This is a genomic window from Hanstruepera sp. CR43 (genome assembly GCF_055227665.1).
On sequence record NZ_CP200078.1, the window covers coordinates 194745 to 219262 of the forward strand.

The following is a 24518-nucleotide window of genomic DNA, read 5'->3' on the forward strand; positions in this document are numbered from 1 at the left end:
GCTTGCTTTTTTACGATTTATAACATTCTTTCTGATTCTACTGCTTTTAATAAATCCAAAAGTTGAAAAAGAAACCTTTTATAATGAAAAACCCAAACTAGTTGTTGCCACAGATAACTCAAGCTCCATAGAATTTTTGAATCAAAAGAATGCGGTTTCTGGAATTATACAAGCATTAAAAAATAATAAAGATCTTAAGGATAAATTTGATCTTGAGTTTTTTGCTTTTAGTGATGATGTCACTATGACCGACAGCCTAAATTATTCAGGAGGACAAACTAACGTATCAAATGCCTTTAAAAAGCTTAAGGATATCTATAAAAGTGATATTGCACCCACCATTTTAATATCGGACGGTAATCAAACCTATGGTTCGGATTATGAATACGAATCTTTGAAATATAATCAGCCTGTATTTCCAGTAGTTATTGGTGATACAACAGTTCACGCTGATATTAAATTACAACAACTTAATGTTAATAAGTATGCTTTCTATAAAAATAAATTTCCAGTTGAAGCCATACTGACCTATAATGGAGAAAAAAACATTGCGACAACTTTTAAAATTCTTAATGGAAACACAACGGTTTGGTCTGAAAATATTGAATTCAACAAGACCGACAATTCCAGGGTTATCAATCTAACACTACCTGCTAATCAAATAGGGGTGTTTACTTATAAAGCCCTTGTAGAACCGTTGGATAATGAAAAAAATACGGTTAATAATCAGAAAGAATTCGCTATTGAAGTAGTCAATGAAAAATCAAATATTGCTATTGTCAGTGACTTTATTCATCCTGATTTAGGAATGCTTAAAAAGAGTATTGAAAGTAATGAGCAGCGTACAGCAACCATTATGGATGTGAATCAGTTTGTTTCTGAAATTTCTGATTTTCAAATGGTTATATTATATCAACCCAACAATAAATTTAGACCAGTATTTGAAGCACTTAACACGATTCCATTAAATAAATTGATCATAACTGGGACCAGAACTGACTGGAATTTTCTCAACAGTGATTCCAACGCATTCCAGCATGATATCAATTCACAAACAGAAGATTTTCAGGCTATTTCAAACACCAATTATTCTGAATTTATTTTGGCAGATTTGGACTTTCAGTCATTTCCGCCTCTAAAGAGGAAAATTTGGAAACCTAAATTTTTCAGTTCCATTTCAAACAATCTTGTTTAAACAAATTGGTAGTATTACCACTGAAGACGTTTTGTTAGCCACCATGGAACAAAACACAAACAGACAGGCTATTTTACTTGGAGAAGATTTATGGCGGTGGCGAGCGCAGAGTTTTTTAAATAACGATTCTTTTGATCAGTTTGATGATTTTATAGGTAAACTTATTCAGTATCTAGCTTCAAAAAAAAGAAAGGAACGATTGAATGTAGAGTTTGAGTCTTTTTATAACGGTAATACGAGCGTTATAATAAGTGCTCAATACTTTAATAAAACATATGAATTTGACAATAGAGAGAATTTAATTATTGAGGTTACCGATGATATTTCGGGCGATAAGCAATCATTCCCATTTATATTGAAGAATAATAGCTATGAAGTTAATTTAAGTAATCTAAAAGCTTCTGATTATAGTTTTAAAGTGACAGCGGTCAACAATAACATCTCAAAATCCGGAAAATTTAAAATATTAGCTTATAATATTGAAGAGCAGTTTTTGAATGCTAATGTTTCGAAGTTAAATTCTACGGCAATCAACACAAATGGAAAACTCTATTTTCCTGATACCTTCTCAAAATTAATAGATGATTTATTGAATGATAGCCGTTTTGCTACTATTGAAAAAAGTACAAAAAATACAGTATCTTTGATAAGCTGGAAATATCTTCTGGCTCTAATTGCCTTATGTTTAGCTTCAGAATGGTTTATTAGAAAATATAACGGACTTATTTAACTAAAAATTTAACAATGGAAAAGTTACCAAAAATTGGCATACCAATTATTGCCACAATAGTATTCTTATTGATTTTGATTGCAAAATCTGCAGTAACCATAGATTCTGGTCATGCAGCTGTTCTATATGAAACACTTCGAGATGGTGTGGATTCTGAAAAGCCACCTTTAGGACCAGGATTTCATATTATAGCTCCTTGGAACCGTGTCATTGATTATGAAACACGCCAACAGGAAATTCCAGAAAAAATGTCGGTGCTATCTTCAAATGGTTTGGATATTAAATTGGATGCTTCTGTGCTTTATGAGCCAGATGAAATAAATTTAGGTAAATTACATAATGAAAAAGGAGAGGACTACCTAACAAGAGTACTTCAGCCTGCCATTAGAAGTGCTGCTCGTAGTGTTGTTGGACGTTATACGCCAGAGCAATTATATTCTAGTAAACGAGACGCTATTCAAGAAGAAATTTTTGAAGAAACCAAAAATATTGTTCAGAGTCAATATATTCAATTGAATAGTGTTTTGATTAGAGATGTCACGTTGCCACCAACAATCAAAGAGGCCATTGAAAGAAAATTAAAACAGGAACAGGAATCTTTGGAGTATGAGTTTAGATTGGTTACAGCTCAAAAAGAAGCCGAACGCCAACGAATAGAAGCACAAGGTAAAGCTGATGCCAATAAAATTTTAAGTGCCTCCTTAACCGATAAGATTTTACAGGACAAAGGGATAGAAGCAACAATAAAATTATCTGAATCAAACAATAGTAAAGTTATTGTGATTGGTTCTGGCGATTCGGGAATGCCTATTATTTTAGGAAATCAATAGCATAGAATAAATTTTAAACTAAAAAAAGGCACTAATGAATAGTGCCTTTTTTGTTTATTAAATTCAATATTTTATTTACGAAATCCAACCTTTAACAGCACTCTTTCTCGAGAACCAAACTAATAGTGCACAAACAACAATAATCATGATTGGCATAGTGATACCTGAAAATTGATCCATAGTAGATGGTCCATCAGTTGTGAACCACCAAATTTGTTGTATGGTAGCCGTTACAAATGACAAAATTAAAACAGTTGTCGCAAGTTTTTTCTTCAATAAAAGCAATAGACAACCAATGGCACCAGCAAATACAGCGATGGCAAATAATGCTGTTGCCCAAGCGGGTCTGGCATCGAGTAGAGCAATTTGCTCTGGTGTTAATTGAGACATTAGAGCTTCTGTTCTGTAGGCTTGCTGGATGTAGGCATTAACACCCATAAGATTCCATAGGAGCGCGATAATACTAACAATCCAAAACCAGATTGCAGGTTTGTTTGATTCTGTCATAATTAAAAAATTTAGTTAGTTTATATATAACAAGTTATAAAAAATTTGTAAGATGTTTAAAATACAGTAATTTCGAGCCTTCAAAAGCAGATCACGTGTTTGAGAACAAACGATATTATTATCTGGTAAAGTGTCAATATTTGGGTTACCGATTTCATGGTTGGCAAAAACAGCCTAATCTGAAAACCTTGCATTTGATGATCGACAAAACACTGCGATACATTCTTGAGGGCAAGAAGTTCAAAACATTAACTGCTGGTAGAACAGATGCTATGGTATCTGCTAATGAAGCGGCATTTGAATTGTTTCTTTATCATCAAATTGAGGATATTGATGCTTTTCTTGAGTTATTTAATTTTAATTTACCACAAGATATTCGAGCATTAAGCCTTATTGAAGTATCAGGTGATTTCAATATCATACAAGGATCAAAGGTTAAGGAATACTTATATGTTTTTGCATTTGGGGGGAAATTCCATCCGTTTTGTGCTCCCATAATGACAACTATTTTAGTGGATTTGGATATTGAACTCATGAAGGCAGGTGCCAGGCTTTTTCAAGGTTCTCATTATTTTAAATCATATTGTTTCAAACCCACGGATAAAGGTATTTATGATAGAGAAATTGATGTTTGCGAAATAGTTGAGAACACCCAATTGACAGCTAATTTTTTTCCTGAAAAATCATACATTTTGCGTGTAAAAGGCAAAGGATTTATGCGAAACCAAATCCGATTGATGATGGGTGCTCTCATTAAGCTTGGCAAAGGCGAATTGACGCTTCAGGATATTGAAGCGAGCTTACTTCCTAATAACAATATAGCCATAGATTATATTGCTCCAGCTTCAGGTTTAATTCTCAATAAAGTTGATTTTCAATAGAAAATAGACTTTGTACTCTGTTAAAATCCATTAAGAACCTCTATTAAGATTTAACATAATTTATGTTAAAAAAACCTTAAATAGGTTAAAGCTTGTTAAATCACTTGACTTATCTCATCCAGCCCATAGTTTATAAGCGTAATTATTTATAAATCAGCAAAACAAACAATTATGAGTTATTTAAACATGAAAGATGAAAAGTTAATACCTGTGGTGGTGGAATTAAATACATTGTTAGCAGATTATCATATTTACTATCAAAAATTACGAAGCAACCATTGGAATATTCTTGGTAAGAATTTTTTTGATCTTCACAACAAATTTGAAGAAATGTACAATGATGCTAAAATCAAGATTGATGAAATAGCAGAGCGTATTTTAACATTGCGGTTTCATCCTATGAGTACATTCAAGGATTATTTTAAAGTATCGGCCATTACAGAAAAAGAAAATTTAAACACGGATCTAGATATGGTCAAGGATACATTACACGATCATAAAATTCTTCTTAAGCAGATGACTAAAGTTATCGAAAAAGCTGAAAGTGTTTCAGATGAAGGTACTATCGATTTGATAGGTGCCTATATAAGAGAGTTGGAAAAAACAAGCTGGATGTTAGATGCTTGGACCAGAGACACCAAAGACTCCCTTCATAAAACTCCCGTAGAAGCTTCATAGCAAAGCATCAAAATTGCCCTAGAAAAAGAAAAGTATTATTTATCCCTAAAAGTTAGGGTAGGCTATCTTTTGTAGTCATTTAAGAATTAAAAACAATAAATTATGTTACGTTGGACAATCACATTTGTAGTAATCGCAATCATTGCCGGAATTTTAGGCTTCGGTGGAATTGCAGGAGCATCGGCTGGAATAGCTAAAATATGTTTCTTTATTTTTCTAGTACTATTTGTATTATCACTCTTAAAAGGAGGCTTGAGTAAAAAATAATTAGAAAACATTATAAATTATTAACCTTTAAAAATTATAACAATGAAAAAAGTCATATTAGCCTGTGTGTTTTTGTTCACACTTTCAACAGTGTTTACAGGATGCAGAGATGAGAAAGAACCTGGAGAAAAAATTGAAGAAACTGTCGAGGATGTCGGAGATGGAGTTGAAGATGCCGCCGATGATGTAGAGGAGGCAGTTGAAGATATTACTGACCAGTAATAAACTTTAGGTTAAGAAAGAATTATTAACCCTTAAAACTAAAAACAATGAAGAACTTAATATATATCAGCATATTTCTAGTTTCCATGAGTTTTTATGCTCAAGATGAACCTAGAAGTATGTCTGAAACGACAGAAGTTAAAACAGTAAAAATTGACAACGGTAAGGAAGTTGTTGAAAATAAAGTAAAAGTGACCACAAGAGAGGAAAAAAGCATCAAACTAGATAAGAAAGATGCTGGCAAGGTAAATCAGGATATGGTGGTAGACAATGATAAAACCCTTACTAAAACCATAGAAATTGACAATGATAACGATCCCTTTTATGATTCTGAAATAGAATTGGTTACTTACATAAAAAATGATAAAGAATATAGTTTCGTCAAGAATGCCAATGGATTTTCAGTTACTGCTAAAATGACAAAGAAGAATATAGGTACAGCTTATCGATCCAATCTAAATAGCAATTATTATATTTTTAATAATCCAGACTATTCAGGTGTTGGTTATTTTGATGGAGATGATAACTTTATTATTGAATATTATGATGCCAATAGCAACTCATTATTGACAACAAAGTTTGTGACTGTTAAAGAATCCAAATAGTCATTATTTTGATTGATGAATAAAGCCTCAATTTAATTGAGGCTTTTTTTATAACTTTAGCTAAATAAAAATTTAAGCTATGAACGAAACAGTACCAAGAGAAGCCTTTGATTTTTTTAAAAAATTAGAAAAAAACAATAATAGAGAATGGTTTCATGAAAATAAAAAGGCGTTCAAGGAAATCGAATCCGAGGTAAAGCAAGTCTATAATCAATTATACAACTTGCTAAATGAACATGATGATATTGATAAAATGAAAATGTTTCGGATATATCGTGATGTTCGGTTTTCGAAAAACAAATTGCCCTATAAAACACATTTTGGAGGTTCCTTTCACAGAAGAAAACCTGAACTAAGAGGTGGTTATTATCTGCATATACAACCAAATAATGAATCGTTTATAGCAACGGGCTTTTGGGAGCCAGTCAAAGAAGATTTATTGCGAATACGTAAAGAGTTTGAAATGGATGATCAGGAAATTAGAAATATCATCTCCGATAAAAAATTTAAATCCATTTGGGGAGAATTTGTTGGCGACGAAGTCAAAACAGCTCCAAAAGGATTTAGTAAAGAACATAAAGCCATAGATTTAATAAAGAAAAAGCAATACATCTTTATTCGAAAATATACAGATAAGGAAGTTATTTCCAATAATTTTATTGAGGATGTAAACAAGTCATTTAAAGCAGTCAGACCTTATTTTAATTATATGAGTGATGTGCTCACGACTAATTTAAATGGTGAATCCATTATTTAATTTCTACAATAGTGTGCTTATTGCCATTGAACTCAATGATATCTCCAACCTCCTTGTTTTTGAGTAATTGCCCCATAGGGGAAAGAAGCGATATGCCAAAATAAGTTGTACCGTTTAATTCTATTGAACCAATACTGATTGAAATGAAAAAGTTCGCATTATTGGTTTTTACGATACTGCCTAAAACCACACTGGTGTGATTAGTTTTTGGATTAATCAGTTTTAACGTGTCTAAAGTTTTAAGCGCTTCTGTTAAGTGTTGGGCATTTTTTTCTAAATCATTAAAAAGCTTTCCATTGCCAGAATCATCATCTTCGTCATTGCTCTTGTCGTTGTTTTCAATAGATTCTTTTATGGTTTCTATTTCATCTCTATAGCTAGCTATACGCCTACTGGCGTAGTTTTGACAAACAGCTAGTAATTCCTCTTTAACAGTCATTTAAGCAACCAGTTCCTGAAAAACTTGAATATTATCTATTAAACGCTCTTTTACAATATTCATCATACGCTTATTTAACGCCGATGAATTCGTAATATAAAAACGGTATTCATCTACAGTAAATTGACCAATGACCATACCCTTTAACGAATTCCTGAATTTCATATCCTTTTGAATGGCATTTTCTATGTAGTCTATCTGCTTTTCAATGGATAAATGATAAAATACATTTTTGTGTTTTTCGACATAATTTTTGAAAACTTCAATGAATAAATCATTTTGAAATTTTATGACTGGACGAAGTGTCGCATTCTGAAAACGTTCATCGGGACTCATCGTATCAAAGAATAATGCCGTAGAAATTTCTGGTCGGCATTGCAATAGGTTTGTAGATCGGTTCATGATTTAAGTTTGATTAAAAATAAAAATTACATCATCCATTTGTAGTTCAAATGATTTAGAATATTAACAGCGTTATCAACAAATAGGTTTTTATCATCATTGCATTGAACATTCTTATACCAACCGTTTTCTACTACAATCTTTATAAACTATCTTTGATGAAAACACGATATATGAAGTTTGGAAGTGTAGACAACCCAGAATTAATCGATTTCACATTACCGGCAGACCATATTGACACTGCAAGAGTGCTTAATCAGGTTAAAGATGATAATCTGCCTGAAGTATATGTTGGATGTGCTAAATGGAATAAAGCCGATTTGAAAGGGTTCTATCCGCGTGGGACTAAAGATGAATTAGGCTATTACTCCAATCAATTTAACTCCATAGAATTGAATGCGACGTTTTACAGAATTTTTCCTGCGGAACAATTTGCAACATGGCATCATAAAACACCTAAAGGTTTTAAGTTTTTTCCAAAATTGAATCAGGAAATTAGCCATTGGAAAAGATTGAATGACGTTCAGGCAGTTGTAGAAAACTACTTATACAATGCATCTAACCTTAAAGAAAAATTGGGAACCATATTTCTACAGATGCATAATAATTTTGCTCCAAAAGATTTTGATAGAGTGGTGCACTTTGTTGAAAATTGGCCAAAAGAGGTTCCGCTAGCTATAGAATTTAGGCATACCAATTGGTATAATGATGAAGTGGTTTCCAACCAACTTTATGATTTATTAGAGTCAAATAATATTTCGAATGTCATCGTAGATACTGCTGGCAGACGGGATTTAATGCACATGCGATTGACCAACCCAACAGCATTTGTACGTTATGTGGGAGCAAATCACCCATCGGATTATTTACGATTAGATGATTGGGTTAAAAGATTGGAAGAGTGGCAGGATCAAGGTATCAAGGAAATTGATTTTTTTATCCACCAAAATATAGAAAAGGAGTCGCCATTACTTTCTGCTTATTTTATTAAACGATTAAACAAGGCTTTAGGAACTTCTTTAAAAATTCCTAATGAAGACCAACAACAAAAACTATTATAACTAATGAGATTTCACACAAGAAAATGGGTGAAACCCGAAGATTTGAATCCTAACGAGACCCTTTTTGGAGGTCGGTTATTAGCTTGGATAGATGAAGAAGTGGCATTATATACGTTAATACAATTGGAAAACAAACGCATTGTAACAAAATTTATGTCTGAAATCAATTTCATGAGTTCGGCCAAGCAAGGTGATATTGTTGAGTTGGGAATTGAAGTTGTGCGTTTTGGTAAGTCATCCTTAACTCTCAAATGTGAAGCCAGGAATAAGATGACACGTGAAACCATATTAACAGTAGATAATATTATTATGGTAAATCTTGATGAAAATGGTAAACCAAAACCTCATGGCAAAACCCAGGTAGAATATGTAAGGGATCGATTAGAAGATTAAACTAATTACCGGTATTATCAATTCCTGCGGTTAGTTCATATACTTCCAAATCAAAATATGGTACAGCTGCAAGTGCATGATCAAAAATATCAGACATAATATACTCATAGTTTTCCCAACGCTTATCACTGCTAAATGCATAAATCTCCAATGGTAATCCTTGAGCAGTGGGTGCTAATTGCCTGACCATAATAAACATATCCTTGTTGATGGCCGAGTGGTTTTCGATGTAATTATTTAAATACTTTCTAAAAACACCAATATTAGTCAGGTTTCTGCCATTAATCAGAGTAGACTTGTCAATGTTATTAGAGTCGTTGTAAGATTTAATATCCTTTTGCCTTTGATTCAGGTAGTCCGTTATTAAATGTATTTTTTTAAGTTTTTCAATATGGTCATCGGTCAAATAATGGACACTTTTAGCTTTTAATATAATGGCGCGTTTAATACGCCTTCCACCTGATGATTGCATGCCTCTCCAGTTTTTGAAGGAATCCGAAATAAGTGCAAAAGTTGGAATATGGGTAATGGTCATATCAAAATTTTGTACCTGAACGGTTGATAGGTTTATTTCTATAACATCACCATCGGCTCCATATTTTTCCATGGTGATCCAGTCACCAATTCTAACACTATCATTGACTGCCACTTGAATACTGGCAACAAAGCCCAGAATGGTATCCTTAAAAATCAACAGTAAAATAGCAGACGCAGCACCTAAAGTTGTAAAGAATTTAATAAATGATAGATTAATAACCACGGCAAGACAGGAGGCGATGGCAATAATCCAAACGAACAGCATAACCACTTGAATATAACTATCGATGGGTTTGTCCTTAAGTCTGGGTAATGTTTTGAAATAGGATTCAAAAGTTTTAAGAATACTCCGTATAATCCATACTGTTAAAATAATACCATATACCTTTAGTACGGTAACTATATAACTTTCAAAATGAGGAAAGTCATAAAAAACAAAGGGAAAAAGTTTGATGGTTAGAACCAAAGGAACAATATGGGCTATGTTTCTGGGTGCTTTATGATTAACCAATAAATCATCAAAATGAGTTTTAGATTTTTCCGAAAACTTGCCAAACGCATTAATTAACAGTTTTCTGGTTACGAAATCTGTAATAAAAATAACAACAAATAACCCAATTAAAAGAACTAATAAATTTAAATATTTGGCCGTATTGGCACTAACATCTAATGAGATTAGGTAGTCATAGAATAAACATTGAATATCTTTCATAAAATATTATGGTTTCAAAAACTTTTTATCTACATAAAATGTTCCAAACGGTATTATGGATGCCAATAATACAGTCCGCATTACTTTGGAATTCCATTTTAAATTACCACCAATAATGATGGCTAAAACAATGTATGCTATAAATAGTAAACCATGCGGCATACCCAATAGCTTAACATATTTTGGTTCGTTCATAAAATATTTAATAGGAGTGGCAATAAACAGAAGTAAAATGTAGGATACGCCTTCAAGCAGCGCTATTATTCTAAATAGTGGTAACATATTATGTTTTGGTTTCGGCAAAAATACAATTCATTATACTATTATTTTACACTTTTTACAAATTACATCTTCTAAAATTCGGTTTTACAGTTTTATGTTTTAAGTAGCTTAACGATAAAAAGTTACAAATAACGATTTTAATCTTTGAGTAAGCTATTTAATAATACTTTTAATCTGTAAATGATATTTTATTATAGTTTGGCCTCAACAAAATCTACAATAAATTTTAGAGTAATCGTTACTTTATGTGCGATAGCTTTATTGTGTTTAAAAGCTTCAGCTCAAACAACTTCCATTCCTGATTCAAGTTTTGAACAAGCGTTAATAGATTATGGTGTAGACACCAATGGTCTTAACGGTAACATATTGAACAGTGATGCGGAAAGTGTGATAACTCTGAATATTTTCAATAAAAACATTACTGATTTAACGGGTATTGAAGCCTTTATTAATTTAAGGTATTTATACTGTTATTATAATAATGTCCAGGAATTGGATTTACAAAATAACCTACAATTGGAGGTGTTGGATATTGAAAATAACAGCTTGACTGCTCTGAATATTTCTGCTAACACTGAACTTAAGGAACTCTACATTAGTAATAATTGGTTATCCAATTTAGATGTATCAAACAATCTAGATTTAGAAGTCCTGTCATGTAATTTAAATAACTTAAGTGATTTGAATGTAGACAATAATATTAATCTATCTGTGCTTTGGTGCTACTCAAATAATTTACAGAATTTAAATCTAGAGCAAAATACATTGCTGGAATCATTGTTTTGTGGTGATAACAATTTAATGGCTCTGGATATTACTAATAATTTGTTTTTGGAAACAATTTCATGTAGTCAAAACAGCCTAACTGAATTGGTTTTTGCCCATTGTCAAGATTTGACATATTTGGATATAAGCGGAAATAGTTTTTCACAAATAGATATAAGTTCTAATTCGTCATTAAGACGTTTATTATGTAACAATAATAGTTTTCAAGAGCTTGACTTATCGCAAAACCCAGAACTATTATTGTTTTATGCAAGCTTCAATGCCTTACGTAACATTGATTTGTCAAATAACAACGAGCTTAAATATATCAGATTAGAAAACAATGAGTTGGAGGATTTGGATTTAAGAAATGGGGAGAACGATATTATATCCGATTTCAATGCTACAAATAACCCTGCACTAACCTGCATTTACGTCGATGATACAAATGCTGAATATTTAACTAATTGGGATATTGACAATTCATCCAACTTTGTGGAAGATGAGTCGGCTTGTAATGCATTATCTATTGAAAATATAAAAACGGATGAATTAGCTTTTGAAATGTATCCAAACCCAGTGATTGATTATATGAATATCACCGTAACAGATACCAAAAGTACAGTAAGTTTATATACCTTAAACGGGCAATCAATATTTAAGTCCAAGCTATCTTTAGGAACCAATAGTATTGATTTAAGCAATTACAGCTCTGGAGTTTATTTAGTTGAAATCACAACTTCAAATAAAAAAGCCATTAAGAAACTAATTAAAAGTTAGTTTTTAATTAGTTTCTCTATAGTTAGTACGTCATTATTTTCATTAAACACCTTCAAAAGATACAAACCACTTTGAAGCCCTTCGATCTTCAATGTTACTATTGGATTATTATTGGAATTTTCTGAATGAATCAATTTACCATCTAAACCATACAATTGAAAACTTAAGGACTGATTGTTGTAGTTATTAATGTTTATATCATTAGAAAATGGATTTGGATAAATACGAATGCTGTTTTCTGTTACAAATTCTTCAGTACTCAATGTGGCATTAAAGTATTGTTCGGCTAAAGTATATGCCTCAACACCAATTTCTGCTCCAATGATTCTACCAGGAATATCATCAGTAGGAGGGTGGATACCGCCCCAGATCCTGGACAAGCTAGTTTGTTCTGAAGCATCACGATATGTGGCCCATTGCAATTGAAATGTTTCACTAGGTCCTTCTTCAAACACTAAAAATTCATTTTGTACCACATCAAAGGTTCCCATACCTCCGGGGAAAAATGCATCTCCTGTTAGTAAGGTTAATACTTCTGCTGCCGCTCTGGAAAATGTTGAATGACCCGAAACATAGCCCGCAAATGGAGGTGTTACAAATGTTGGACGCTGGTAAGGCCACCAATGTTCGCCTAATACCCAATCGACACCGGCAATATCGACATCTGGATCGGTAATAAAATCTGGTCCCCTCCATGCATAAATTTTCACTCTTCCAACGTTTTCATCAGAATCACCAGCTAAAGGATCTCCTGATTCAATTAATTCTATACGACCTGGTACTAATGGAATACCATGTGGATCATAATTAGGTAACGACATATCCGAACTTTGACCTTTTCCTGCCATGTAGCGAATGGCCGAAATAGGTCTGATATAATCATAATACCCCTTAATTCCCCAGGTAGTTACTGCGCAATCATGCATAGCGCCACCTAATGCCAAATAACATTTTACATCCCATTCCAAATCACTTAAAACGGGTCCTTGTCCATTGATTCTTTTTACGACTAATGGATGATCACTAACATAATTCATAATGGTAAACCAATGTCCGGGAGGAGTTTCAGAGTTTGGCCCATCAGCCCAAAACTCGGCTAAAACCCGGGTGTAATCACCGCGTTTGACCATTTGAGGTGTGTAAGGTGCATTGGTGTATGGGTTTAGAGCATGTCCTGATCCAGGGTCGCCACCTTCCATATAGTCATAAAAGGATCGAAACTCTTCAAAAGTCTGGGGTAAATCAGCAAAGTCAACATTTCCCAATCCATTGGGAGAAATATCGATTAATGTGGTATCATCAGGATCTAAATGAGAGGACCAGGAAGCCACAAGCGTGAAATACCATTTATAAGGATCGTCAAATCCATCTTCGTTAGAGTTTTGAATATATGCTGGATCTCCTGGATTATGATATAGATAGGAATCAAATCCATTGTTCAATATTTCCAATTCATCAGTTGTTAAGCTAAAGGGAGCAACTTCACCCCATTCCGGACTTACAAAATCAGGGGTGTTTAAAGGGTAAACATTACCGCTTTGATCTATAAAAACGTCAAAAGCTAATGGCTGCCAACGATTTGGATCAATACCCGTATTGTCTTCGTATAATTCCAATACTAAAGGCTCATTTACGGAATCATAATATAAATTATTATAACCACTTTGTTCATGAGAACCGTCCTGTAGTCCAAAAGCAATTATTTCACTCGCTAGATAGTTTCCTAATGCGGCATATGATCCTGTAATATAATCCGTTGATGTAAAATTCTCATCATATCCTAAAGAAGCTAAATATGAACTAAAGGAAGCTAGTGATTCAGCAGAGCCAGGCGAATTTTGGAACCTATGACTCAACAACCTAAACATGGCATAGCTAATCACTTCGTGCCTTGCTGCATCAATATCAGTTGGTGTATCAATACCTGAAAACGGACAATCAAAACCCCTAAAGGATTTTCCTAAAAATACGGTTTCAGCTTGTTCATCAAAAATGGCCCAAGCATCATACATAAGCATCGACGTGTGAAACAAATTTCTAGCATGAACCGTAGGTCTGGCAAAATCAATCCGAATGGCATCCAATAATTGCTCATTCCATTCTCGAGCTATGGAATGTTGTGAATGGCTTTGAAAAGATGAAAAAGTGAATATAAAAACGAGGAAATATGTAATTTTTTTCATGAACTTTTGGTTTGTATAAATGTATAAAAAAATGTTAATAATTGCTTTTATTTTGTGATTCTATCTATAAATGATAGAAATTTATAGATTCAGTTTTAATTCAATCAAAAATTATTAAACCATGCGTATTTTAAAATTATGTTTATTGGCTTTTTCTTTCGTTGTTATTTCCTGTAAGGACGATAAAGAAAATACCCAAGCCCAAGTTGTTGAAAAGGATTTCGCAATAGATTATGAAAAGTTTACTTTAGAGAATGGATTAGAAGTTGTTCTCCATCAAGACAAAAGTGACCCGATAGTTGCCGTTGCAACCATAATGCATGTGGGTTCCAATCGTGAAAAACCTGGTAAAACGGGTTTCGCGCATTTTTTTGAACATATGAGCTTTAATGACTCCGAAAATGTTCCCGTAGGTGCCAACAGAAAAATGATACCGGAATGGGGAGGAAGTCGAAATGGCGGAACTTCAAATGACTACACAGTGTATTATGAAGTAGTACCTAAAGACGCTTTTGAGAAAATCATGTGGATTGACTCCGATAGATTTGGATACATGATTAATACGGTCACAAAAGCAGCACTAGAACGTGAAAAACAAGTGGTAAAAAATGAAAAACGGCAGCGTGTGGATAATGCGCCTTATGGTTATACCGATGAAATAATCAGATCCAATTTGTATCCTGAAGAACACCCATATAACTGGACTGTAATCGGTTCGCTTCCTGATTTACAGGCTGCTACTATTGATGATGTAAAAGAGTTTTATAATAGGTATTACGGTGCTTCAAATGCGACATTAGTTATTGCTGGTGATATTGATTTTGAAGAAACCAAAGCTTTAGTAAAACAATGGTTTGGTGAAATTCCAAGTGGTCCTGAAGTTGAAATTCAGAATCCAAAACCGGTTACTTTATCGGAAACAAAATCATTGTACTTTGAAGATAACTTTGCAAAATTACCAGAATTACGCATGGTTTACCCAACCGTGGAAGAATATAATAATGATAGCTATGCCTTGCAGATTTTGGGGCAATTATTGAGTGGTAGCAAAAAGTCACCCTTGTATCAAGTGGTTGTTGAAGAGGAAAAATTAGCGCCGAATATTGGCACATATCAATCTAGTAGTGAATTAGCTGGCGAATTTATATTTAGAGTTCGTGCTAACGCAGATGTCAATTTGGATTCCCTTAAAATGGCGATAAACAAAGGCTTGGAGCGCTTTGAAACCAATGGTGTAAATGAACGCGATTTAAAACGCATTAAGGCGGAATTGGAAACAAATCTGTATCAAGGCATTAGTACCGTATTAAATAAAGCTTTTCAGTTGGGTATGGATAATGAATTTGGTGGAGACCCAAGTTATATTACAAAAACAGCCAAGTTAACCAATGCTGTTACAGCAGACGATGTGATGCGCGTTTATAATAAGTACATCAAAGGTCAAAACTATGTCATGACCAGCGTCGTTCCGAAAGGGCAATTGGATTTAGCTGTTTCGAATGCTGAAGAAGCCACAGTATGGATTGAAGAGGTAAAACAAAATGTTGCCAATGAAGAAGTCAGTCAAGGTGAAGAAGCTGAATATGAAAAAACACCATCAAAATACGATAGAAGCGAGCCTCCTTTTGGAGATTTACCAAAGTTTACAACGCCTAAAATCTGGACTGCTGAATTGGAAAATGGCATGAAACTGTTTGGTATTGAAAACAATGAGATTCCTTTAGTACAATTTGATATCACCATCCCTGGTGGGCATTTACTGGATCCTGAAAATAAAGCAGGAGTTGCTAATTTAGTCAGTGATTTAATGATGGAAGGCACTGCCAATAAAACACCGGCTGAATTGGAAGAAGCCATAGGTTTATTGGGTGCTAGCATTAGTATGTACAGTACCAATGAAGATTTTCACATTACAGGTTCTTGTCTGACAAAAAAATTTGATGAGACAATTTCTTTGGTTAAGGAAATCCTTTTGGAGCCTCGTTGGGATGAAACTGAATTTACAAGATTAAAACAAGCTTTGGAAACAGCCTTAAAAGATCGAGAAGCCAATCCAAATGCTATTGTAGGATTGGTATATGATAAAATTCTCTATGGTGATAATCATCCATTTGCGGTGCCTGCGAGTGGGACTTTAAATACAGTGAATGATATTACCATGGATGATTTAAAAACGTATTACACTAATTTAGTTCCAGCTCAAGCATCATTCCATATAGCTGGTAGTATCACTCCAGAACAAACAAAATCAGTTTTAGCAACGCTCAATGATTGGAAAGGAGAAGCAGCTGCTATTCCTGAATATACTATAAATGGCAATGCTCAAAAAGACCTGTTGTTTTTTATTGATGTTCCTGATTCCAAGCAATCCGTGTTGAATATTGGTAAACTAGCGCTATCTGCAACGAATCCCGACGCCAATAACCTAGATTTTGCCAATGAAATTATTGGAGGCGGTTCCAGTGGTCGTTTATTCCAAACATTGCGGATTGAAAAAGGCTATACCTATGGTGCATATTCTGGTGTTGGCAACAGTTTAGAAGTAGCACCTTACACCGTTCGCTCCAGTGTTCGTGCTAACGCCACATTAAAATCCCTAGAGATTATAGAAGACATGTTGGCTACTTACGCTGATAGTTTTGGTGAGGATGAAGTCACCTTAACCAGAGAAAAATTATTGAAGGCTAATACACGTGCCTATGAAAGCTTGGGAGCTAAATTGAGCATTTTACGTAATATTAGTAAATATGGTTATGCGCAAGATTATATAGAAAAGGATCAGGAAGAATTAATCGCTATGACGGTTGAAGATTATAAAAACATCATCCAAAAATATCTAACAGAAGATGATATGATTTATGTGGTTGTTGGTGACAAGGCAACACAATGGGATGAAGTACAAAAATTAGGAAAAACAGTAATAGAACTCGATATATTTGGAAATCGCGTAGTCTCTCAATAAAAGAAAATGAAATAATTTACAATGCACAGCGATATTCTTGCTGTGCATTTTTTATTTTTACATACTTATGAATAAAATAAATCTAATACTGTTATTTGCCTTTATCTTTAGTAAAGGATTGTCTCAAAACAATGGTTTAATTTATCCTGATTTTATTGGAGAAACATTAGAATCCATTCATAATAACTTACAGTGGAAAGTACTTGTAAAAGCAACAGGTGACTTAAACGATGACCACCTTATCGATTATGCGTTAGTTCTTGAATCAAAGGATAGTATTCTTGAAAAAAGATGCCCCAGTTGTAAGCTATCAAAACAAAAGCCAAGAATAATCTTGGTTCTCATTAATGAAAATAATACTGCAAAAGTGATGGTTCAAAATAATAAGTTCATAGCCAGAGGAGATGAAGGTGATATGTCTCCATATATCGATCCTGAATTATCGATTGAAAATAATCTGTTAACAATTTTCTATCAATTTACACGCTCTAATCAGTCCTATGTTTTTGAATTCAATAAAAGTGATTTTATAATAAAAAGTGCAAAAAGTGTGGGTGTTCATGCGGCAAGTGGAAACTTTAGTAGTGACCTTTATGATTTTAATGCAAATATTATAACCTGCACAACAGGCCATATATCTAACGATATGGAGAACACAAAATTGATTGAAATAAAAACCAAGCCTAAAAAACTTTCTGAATTTGGAGAAATGTATGAATGGGAGGTTGTAGAAAACAAGTACTTATAATTCAAAAGCAAAAAAATTGTCCAACTCTTTAAACATTCCAGACTATACCAAACCCATTTCTCGTTTGGCTATCAAGCTAAACAGTAATGGTGAACGCATTGTGTTACAAGGGCATCCGTGGGTATTTGAAAACAGTATTATTAAACAGAACAAAGAGGGGCAATCAGGTGATATCTGTATCATTTTTAGAAAGCGCGATGATGCTGTTATAGGCATTGGCTTGTTGGATAAATCGTCACCAATTCGCATCAAAATGTTGCATCATGGTGGTTCTCAAAAAATTGACGAAGTCTTTTTTAGAAATGCTATTCAAAATGCTTATTCCAAACGAGTACATTTATTAAAAACCAACACCAATAGTTATCGATTGATTTTTGGTGAAAATGATAGTTTTCCCGGTCTGATAGCAGATGTTTATGCTAATGTATTGGTGGTGAAACTATATTCTGAAATTTGGTTTCCCTATCTAAAAGTCATTCTATCAAGCTTGATTACTGTTTCCAAAGCAGAAACGGTTGTTTTACGCTTAAGCAGAAATTTGCAACAATCTCATTCTGAATTTTCAGATGGACAAGTCATTTATGGTACATTAGATCATGAAGTCGTCCAATTTGTTGAACATGGTGTACATTTCTCTGCTAATGTTATTAAAGGACATAAAACGGGTTATTTTTTAGATCATAGACATAACCGAAAGCGGGTAGGTGAGTTAAGCAAAGGTAAAACGGTGTTGGATGTTTTTGCTTATGCAGGCGGTTTTTCGGTTCATGCATTGGCTAATCAAGCAAAAGAAGTCACTAGTTTAGATATTAGCCAGCAGGCTTTAGCAATCGCCCTAGAAAATGGTAAACGCAATGACTATTCTGGAAAGCACCATATTATTTGTGGTGATGCGTTTGAAGAAATGGAAAAACTCATTCGTGAAGAAAGGACTTATGATGTGGTCGTCATAGATCCACCAAGCTTTGCCAAACAGCAATCTGAAATAGCATTGGCTAAAAAGAAATATGCACAGTTGGCTAAACTTGGGGAGAAGCTCACTGCAAGAAAAGGGCTTTTGGTTTTGGCGTCTTGTTCGTCTCGAGTGAGAGCTGATTCGTTTTTTGATATTAATCAGCAAGTGTTACAGGCGACTAATCGCCCGTTTAAAGTGATTTTAAAAACCCAACATGATGACGATCATCCCATTGGTTTTCCAGAAGGCGCTTATCTGAAATGTGGGTATTATAGATTGGATTAACTATTTAAGCATGAAACAAATTCCAAGATATAAACTACTCATCATTCTGTCCTTCTTTGCTATTTATGTGATTTGGGGTTCTACCTATTTATTTAACAAAATAGCTGTTTCTGAAATTGCTCCCTTGTTGCTGGCAGCCTATCGATTTATAAGTGCAGGTTTACTGGTAATTATTATCGCCCTTATTCTAAAACTCAATCTTAAAATCAGCAAAAAACAAATACTCAATTCAGCCATTGCAGGGTTTTTATTTCTGACTTATGGAAATGGCATTTTTGTTTGGGCTCTTAAGTATGTCGACAGTGGATTTGCAGCATTAGAGGCAGCAACACAACCCTTGTTCGTTATTTTATTAATGCGCTTACTGTATGGAGTTAAAATGGCAGCTAAATCCATTTTAGGGGTCTTTTTGGGAATATTGGGGATGTTTTTATTAGTCTATCAAGACGGATTGGATTTAAACAGCAATAGCATCATTGGCATATTGATGATTTTATCGGCAGTTTTAAGTTGGAGCTATGGTAGTATTTTTGTTTCGAAAGCCGATTTGCCATCCAATTTTTTTGTTAGTACCGCTTACCAAATGATTTTTGGTGGTCTGATGCTTTTGATGTTGAGCTTTGCTCTGAATGAAACTTGGACAATACCTGAATTTTGGAGTTTTAAAGTTCAAACGTCCATGGTTCTTTTGGTTATTTTTGGTAGTATCGTTGCTTTTACAGCTTTTAATTATTTACTAAAAGTGGTTTCTACTGAAAAAGTGTCTACTTCTGCCTATGTCAATCCCGTTATTGCGCTGATTCTCGGATGGTATTTTCTGAACGAAACAATTACGATACAATCCATTATAGCAGCAGTTGTTTTACTGCTCGGTGTATATTTTATCAATTCTAGAAAGACAAGTATTCTAAAAAAAACTAAATTGGCAAAACGGATAAAATATTAAATAGTTTCGCCTTGGTTTCGAAAAATTTATATTCTAGATCTATAGCTTTTAATTTAGCGTCTATAAGTTTTGATTCTCGGCTATTTACTAAAAATATTGAGCTTTCCCCTATGAAAAATTTGCGCTCCTCTGCTGATAATAAGGTCTCATAATCTGTAACAATATTGGTGTTAAATTCATTCTGAACGACAAATGAGTTTATTTCTTGATTGATTGCTGAAATCTTATTTTTAAGGGTAACTTTTGTTGATTCCATCTGAAATTCCGTGTCTTGCATTTTAAGTTTAGCTAGTTTCAAGTCAGCACGCTCCTTCCTTAAAAACAATGGTAAACTCACATTAAGACCGCTCTTATAATTACTGCTGTTAAACGAATTAATGACGTCAGGTGTTTGCGACAGAAAATTATATTCTAGGTTTATTCGAGGCAATAAATTGTTTGCAGCTAGACGTCTGTTGATATCCAAACCTTCGTATTTATATTCTAGCGATAGTATTTTGGGATGTGTATTGATGTCAAAACCAGCCAAGTCAAATTCAGACGTATTAAAAACCGTATCAATGTTTAAGGAGGTATTGGTATCGGGAAGGATATTATCTTGTAATTCAATGGGCACATTGTTTTCTAACCACAAATAATTGGATAAATCCAAAGTAGCTTTAACGTAATTAATTCGGGCTTTTTCAAAACTCAAACGTCTGTTATTTAAGGCTATACGTGCTTCTGTAGTGTCAATCGCTGCGCGTTCACCAACTTCATAGCTTTTTTTGACCCCTTCAAACCGTAGATTGGCATTTTCAACAAATTCCTGGTAAACCTCTTTTTCATTGTAGGCTCTTAACCAATTAAAATACGTGACTGAAGCTTGATATAGTATATCATTTACCAATAATTGCCGATCCATGGCTGCTTGTTGAGTAAATAATTTAGCTTGTCTTAACATAGACATGCGCTCATTCATAATTAAGCCTTTGGCAATGTCAATAGAAACACCAACACTATATAAACCTTCTTCAGGAATGTTGGCCTCTGGATTCAAATAAACTCCTTCATTTTCTTCAAAAGCACCTTTAAACTCAACGCCATACCAGGTTGGTATTTTGAAAGTAGCGTTCAATTTATCGTAATATTCCGTGTTTTTGAATTTTTTCCGATTGTAATCCACTTCCAATTTTGGGTCAAAGGCACCACGCGATTTCAAAAGTTTTAATTCGCTCTCATCAACCATCAGATTGGCTTGCTTAACAATGGGGTGAAATGATTTTACAAACCCAAGGTATTCGGACAAGCTCATGATGCTATCTGTTGCTTGTTGTGGAAAAGTCAAGCTACAGAATGAAAAAAACAATCCTGTTAAGAAATACTTCATAATTCTATTTGCTTTTATCTTCTGATCCATTTATTTGAGGTGTATAATATTCGGCAGGGAAACTGTTTAATTGTCTCCATATTTCATACCATATTGGCACATCATTCAATAAGGCTATAGTTCTTGCGCCAGAACCAACCCGAATGCCTTCTGGCCATTTATAATCTGTTTCATCTGGCGCCAATAAGACACGGTATTTGCCGTTAGTACTAATGAAATTTTCAATAGCGACAATTTGGGCACCATAAGTACCATAAGAGGCATTGGGCCAACCACTAAAAACAATGGCAGGCCAACCATCAAACTGTACACGAACCTTTTCACCAATATGAAGTAGCGGCAAATCAATAGGTCTGACGTAAGTCTCTACAGCTAATTCAAATTCAGCAGGCATAATGCCAACCAATTCTTCACCTTCTTTAAAGGTCACACCAATTCCACCGCGCAACGCTTTATTAATGTAACCATTTTGGGGAGCCGTTACATAAAGCAAATCATTTCGCTTTTTATAATTAGTGTAGTTATTTTCCAATTTGGTTACTTGTGCTTGAGCATCAAATTGATTAGACTGTGCGGTAAACTTATCGCTTTCTGCTTTTGAAATTTTATCAGAATATTCTGCACGCGTACGGGTTATTTCCATTTCAGCATTAAAAACATCGTTGATACTCGCCAACAATTTGTTTTCCTGCGAAATCAATTTGGCTTGATTTTCTTGCAGTATTAGGCGTTTTTCTTCAACATCCTTAACAGCCTTTAAACCCTCTTCTTGTAGTGTTAGTGTTCGGTTGTATTGACGTTCAGCGATTTCTAAATTCGTGTTAGCCGCTTTAAAATCAATACTATCACTTTTTACCTTGAGTTTGGCTTGCAACAATTTGTTTTCAGCTTGCTTTAGTTTTAGTTGCTGCTCCTGTTTTAAGGCAATAATCTGTCTATTTAAAGCTTCAACTTTGCCTTCATAAGCGGAGACTGAAGAAGTCTTAGCATTGATTTGATCACCTGTACGCTCCACTAAACGCTCATCAAAATATTCACTTTTGACTTCTGAAATTCTTAATATTGTATCTCCTTTATTGACGTAATCCCCTTCTTGAACAAACCATTCTTCAATGCGACCAGGTATTTGTGATTGGATAGTTTGCGGTCTCTGATTTGGCTTTAATGTGGTCACTTGTCCTTGAGCTGTTATATTTTGCGTCCACGGTAAGAACAAAATGATAATGAGAATAACAGAAAAAGCAATTAAAAACCTGTTTAAAATTTTGAAATAGTTTTTATCCAATACCATTTTACCTGATTGAAAATCAGTTAATGGTATTTTTTTATTTAATTCGTTCTTGGATATATTTAACATGACTACTTGGTGTTACTTTTAATATTTCCGTTTGCTAACTCAATAATCTGGTTACAACCTTTTTTCCACTCGTCATTTCTACTAACAACAATCAATGACCAAGGATTTTCTGCAGCAGTCAAAAAATCAATGATTTTTGTCGTTTCTGATTGACTAAACTGATCTAAAGGATCCTCTAATATTAATACTTTAGGCCTGTTAACAATAGCCCTAGCTAATATGATTTTTTTAGACGTTGTATAAGACATTTGCCTGCCTTCAGGGTGTAAAATGGTTTGCAAGCCATGATCCTGCTCCTTGATAAAATTTGATAATCCAACTTGATCCAATGCCCAATAAATGGTTTTGTCAGAAATGTTTGGATTACCAAACGTGATGTTTTCGCGTATGGTCCCAATAAATGGGGTTTCTTCAGACAACGACATGCCTAAATGCGATCGATAATGATTCAGGTTAATACTTTTTAAAGATTGGTTATTAACAATAACTTTTCCAGTTGTTGGCTTGATAATCCCCGATATTAAACGGAGTAGGGTAGATTTACCTGAACTACTTTCACCTCTAACCAAAATTCTACTTTTGGGTTTAATGGTGATATTAATATCATTTAAAATTGGTTGTTCTCTGTTTTTAACACGGTAACATACCTGATCAATTTCAATAGTAAAGCCATCATCAAGGACTGGTTTTTCACCTTCTTGTGACTCCATGGATTTATCCACGACTTGACCCAATTTTTCAAGGGACGTTAGGGCATCATAAAAAGATTCCAACCCCAGAATCAGTTTTTCAACTGAAGCAATAACCAATAGAATAATAATTTCCGCAGCTACAAATTGACCAATATTCATTTCTTGATTCAGTACAAGTGCCCCACCAATAGTCAAAAGACCGGCTGTTACAATAACTTTAAAGCCAACCATTTGAATAAATTGTGTTATCAATACCCTAAAGTGACTTTCTCTGGCTTTTAAGTAATCTGAAACATAGGTGTCGTTTTTTGTAACTGCTAAACTCGTATTACCAGATAATTTAAAACTAACGACAGTTCTAGCAACTTCCTGAATCCAGTGTGCTACCATGTATTTATGTTTAGATTCCTCTAAACTGGTCTCTAAACCTTTTCTGGCCGTAAACTTAAATACGATGTAAACCAATAGTAAAAGAAAAAGTCCGAATACAATAAAAAACGGATGATAGAATGATAGCAAGATTAAGGCAAACAAAATTTGCAATAATGCCGCTGGTACATCAATTAGAATTTTCGACAGACTCTTTTGAATGGTTAATGTGTCAAAAAATCTATTGGCTAATTCAGGCGGATAATAATCGCGTAATTCAGTCATTCTTATTTTAGGAAATCGATAACTAAATTCAAAAGAAGCTCTGGTAAATATGCGCTGTTGGATGGTTTCAATAATACGCAGTTGCATCAATTGTAAGGCCCCTGAAAACACCACGCCTAAAGTGACCAAAATGACCAAAACAATCCAGGATGTTGAGACTTGGGCACCTTGAATCAAATTAATGATAGCTTGGATTCCTAGGGGTAAAGACAATCCAACAATCCCTGAAAAGATAGCATAATAAAATATTTGAAAAATATCTTTTCGGTCCAATTGCAGTAGTCCCAGAAAACGGTTCCAAGGGGTTAAGTTTTTATTTTTCAT

At 34.0% G+C, this 24518-nt stretch carries 25 protein-coding genes; 16 read left to right on the forward strand and 9 right to left on the reverse strand.

Going from position 1 to position 24518, the window contains the following annotated elements:
* The first annotated feature begins 136 nt into the window (after nt 1-136).
* From ACKXGU_RS00800 to ACKXGU_RS00810, 3 genes are read left to right on the forward strand one after another with little or no spacing between them, the layout of a single operon-like run.
* A complete protein-coding gene (locus tag ACKXGU_RS00800; RefSeq protein WP_463466185.1) occupies nt 137-1195 on the forward strand; it encodes a hypothetical protein in 1059 nt (352 codons plus the stop codon).
* Entirely contained in the window at nt 1188-1925 is a 738-nt protein-coding gene (locus tag ACKXGU_RS00805) for a hypothetical protein (protein WP_463466186.1), read from the forward strand. Before ACKXGU_RS00800 ends, ACKXGU_RS00805 begins: the two co-directional genes overlap by 8 nt.
* Nucleotides 1926-1939: 14 nt before the next feature.
* Entirely contained in the window at nt 1940-2755 is an 816-nt protein-coding gene (locus tag ACKXGU_RS00810) for a prohibitin family protein (protein ID WP_463466187.1), read from the forward strand.
* A 75-nt stretch (nt 2756-2830) separates the two neighbouring features.
* On the opposite strand, the gene ACKXGU_RS00815 is transcribed toward ACKXGU_RS00810, so the two are convergent.
* The gene (locus ACKXGU_RS00815; protein ID WP_463466188.1) at nt 2831-3262 is read right to left on the reverse strand and encodes a hypothetical protein; all 432 of its coding nucleotides are present in this window, start codon (nt 3260-3262) and stop codon (nt 2831-2833) included.
* 197 nt (nt 3263-3459) lie between these two features.
* Here ACKXGU_RS00815 and ACKXGU_RS00820 point away from each other — a divergent pair, with 197 nt between their 5' ends.
* From ACKXGU_RS00820 to ACKXGU_RS00845, 6 genes are all read left to right on the forward strand, one after another.
* Nucleotides 3460-4143: a tRNA pseudouridine synthase A gene (locus ACKXGU_RS00820; RefSeq protein WP_463466189.1), complete on the forward strand. Its 684-nt coding sequence runs from the start codon at nt 3460-3462 to the stop codon at nt 4141-4143.
* A 171-nt stretch (nt 4144-4314) separates the two neighbouring features.
* Complete coding sequence (locus ACKXGU_RS00825) at nt 4315-4821, forward strand: Dps family protein (protein ID WP_463466190.1); 507 nt, start codon at nt 4315-4317, stop codon at nt 4819-4821.
* Between the two features lie 102 nt (nt 4822-4923).
* On the forward strand, nt 4924-5088 hold the full coding sequence (locus ACKXGU_RS00830) for a DUF1328 domain-containing protein (protein ID WP_463466191.1): 165 nt from the start codon (nt 4924-4926) through the stop codon (nt 5086-5088).
* Nucleotides 5089-5130: 42 nt separating this feature from the next.
* Nucleotides 5131-5310, forward strand: a complete 180-nt coding sequence (locus tag ACKXGU_RS00835; RefSeq protein ID WP_463466192.1) for a hypothetical protein — start codon at nt 5131-5133, stop codon at nt 5308-5310.
* A gap of 47 nt (nt 5311-5357) precedes the next feature.
* Complete coding sequence (locus ACKXGU_RS00840; RefSeq protein ID WP_463466193.1) at nt 5358-5915, forward strand: hypothetical protein; 558 nt, start codon at nt 5358-5360, stop codon at nt 5913-5915.
* A 79-nt stretch (nt 5916-5994) separates the two neighbouring features.
* Nucleotides 5995-6672, forward strand: coding sequence for a DUF2461 domain-containing protein (locus ACKXGU_RS00845; protein WP_463466194.1), 678 nt, complete (start codon nt 5995-5997; stop codon nt 6670-6672).
* On the opposite strand, the gene ACKXGU_RS00850 is transcribed toward ACKXGU_RS00845, so the two are convergent.
* Both ACKXGU_RS00850 and ACKXGU_RS00855 read right to left on the reverse strand, forming a co-directional pair.
* Nucleotides 6665-7111: a transcription elongation factor gene (locus ACKXGU_RS00850; RefSeq protein ID WP_463466195.1), complete on the reverse strand. Its 447-nt coding sequence runs from the start codon at nt 7109-7111 to the stop codon at nt 6665-6667. The two genes, ACKXGU_RS00845 and ACKXGU_RS00850, sit on opposite strands and share 8 nt — an antisense overlap.
* Entirely contained in the window at nt 7112-7513 is a 402-nt protein-coding gene (locus tag ACKXGU_RS00855) for a glyoxalase (protein WP_463466196.1), read from the reverse strand.
* Between the two features lie 173 nt (nt 7514-7686).
* On the opposite strand from ACKXGU_RS00855, the gene ACKXGU_RS00860 reads away from it, so the two are divergent.
* A complete protein-coding gene (locus ACKXGU_RS00860; RefSeq protein ID WP_463467394.1) occupies nt 7687-8574 on the forward strand; it encodes a DUF72 domain-containing protein in 888 nt (295 codons plus the stop codon).
* A gap of 3 nt (nt 8575-8577) precedes the next feature.
* Nucleotides 8578-8967: an acyl-CoA thioesterase gene (locus ACKXGU_RS00865; RefSeq protein WP_463466197.1), complete on the forward strand. Its 390-nt coding sequence runs from the start codon at nt 8578-8580 to the stop codon at nt 8965-8967.
* Between the two features lies 1 nt (nt 8968).
* On the opposite strand, the gene ACKXGU_RS00870 is transcribed toward ACKXGU_RS00865, so the two are convergent.
* Both ACKXGU_RS00870 and ACKXGU_RS00875 read right to left on the reverse strand, forming a co-directional pair.
* Nucleotides 8969-10216 (reverse strand): mechanosensitive ion channel family protein, encoded by a 1248-nt coding sequence (locus tag ACKXGU_RS00870; RefSeq protein WP_463466198.1) that lies wholly within the window; start codon nt 10214-10216, stop codon nt 8969-8971.
* 6 nt (nt 10217-10222) lie between these two features.
* On the reverse strand, nt 10223-10498 hold the full coding sequence (locus ACKXGU_RS00875) for a DUF3817 domain-containing protein (protein ID WP_463466199.1): 276 nt from the start codon (nt 10496-10498) through the stop codon (nt 10223-10225).
* Between the two features lie 180 nt (nt 10499-10678).
* On the opposite strand from ACKXGU_RS00875, the gene ACKXGU_RS00880 reads away from it, so the two are divergent.
* Nucleotides 10679-12043, forward strand: a complete 1365-nt coding sequence (locus tag ACKXGU_RS00880; protein WP_463466200.1) for a T9SS type A sorting domain-containing protein — start codon at nt 10679-10681, stop codon at nt 12041-12043.
* Here ACKXGU_RS00880 and ACKXGU_RS00885 read toward each other — a convergent pair.
* Nucleotides 12040-14226, reverse strand: coding sequence for a T9SS type A sorting domain-containing protein (locus ACKXGU_RS00885; RefSeq protein ID WP_463466201.1), 2187 nt, complete (start codon nt 14224-14226; stop codon nt 12040-12042). The genes ACKXGU_RS00880 and ACKXGU_RS00885 overlap by 4 nt on opposite strands.
* A 121-nt stretch (nt 14227-14347) precedes the next feature.
* Between ACKXGU_RS00885 and ACKXGU_RS00890 the strand changes: the two genes are divergently transcribed.
* The 4 genes from ACKXGU_RS00890 to ACKXGU_RS00905 all read left to right on the forward strand — a co-directional run bounded on the left by ACKXGU_RS00890 (nt 14348) and on the right by ACKXGU_RS00905 (nt 20122).
* Nucleotides 14348-17188 (forward strand): M16 family metallopeptidase, encoded by a 2841-nt coding sequence (locus ACKXGU_RS00890; protein WP_463466202.1) that lies wholly within the window; start codon nt 14348-14350, stop codon nt 17186-17188.
* A gap of 67 nt (nt 17189-17255) precedes the next feature.
* Nucleotides 17256-17936 carry a hypothetical protein gene (locus tag ACKXGU_RS00895; protein ID WP_463466203.1) on the forward strand — a complete coding sequence of 227 codons (681 nt, stop codon included), beginning with the start codon at nt 17256-17258 and terminating at the stop codon, nt 17934-17936.
* A 16-nt stretch (nt 17937-17952) separates the two neighbouring features.
* Nucleotides 17953-19176 (forward strand): class I SAM-dependent rRNA methyltransferase, encoded by a 1224-nt coding sequence (locus tag ACKXGU_RS00900; protein ID WP_463466204.1) that lies wholly within the window; start codon nt 17953-17955, stop codon nt 19174-19176.
* A gap of 10 nt (nt 19177-19186) precedes the next feature.
* Nucleotides 19187-20122, forward strand: coding sequence for an EamA family transporter (locus ACKXGU_RS00905; RefSeq protein ID WP_463466205.1), 936 nt, complete (start codon nt 19187-19189; stop codon nt 20120-20122).
* Here ACKXGU_RS00905 and ACKXGU_RS00910 read toward each other — a convergent pair.
* From ACKXGU_RS00910 to ACKXGU_RS00920, 3 genes are read right to left on the reverse strand one after another with little or no spacing between them, the layout of a single operon-like run.
* Nucleotides 20094-21491 (reverse strand): TolC family protein, encoded by a 1398-nt coding sequence (locus ACKXGU_RS00910; protein WP_463466206.1) that lies wholly within the window; start codon nt 21489-21491, stop codon nt 20094-20096. The two genes, ACKXGU_RS00905 and ACKXGU_RS00910, sit on opposite strands and share 29 nt — an antisense overlap.
* Before the next feature lie 4 nt (nt 21492-21495).
* Complete coding sequence (locus ACKXGU_RS00915) at nt 21496-22848, reverse strand: HlyD family secretion protein (RefSeq protein WP_463466207.1); 1353 nt, start codon at nt 22846-22848, stop codon at nt 21496-21498.
* Between the two features lie 2 nt (nt 22849-22850).
* Nucleotides 22851-24518, reverse strand: a complete 1668-nt coding sequence (locus ACKXGU_RS00920; RefSeq protein ID WP_463466208.1) for a peptidase domain-containing ABC transporter — start codon at nt 24516-24518, stop codon at nt 22851-22853.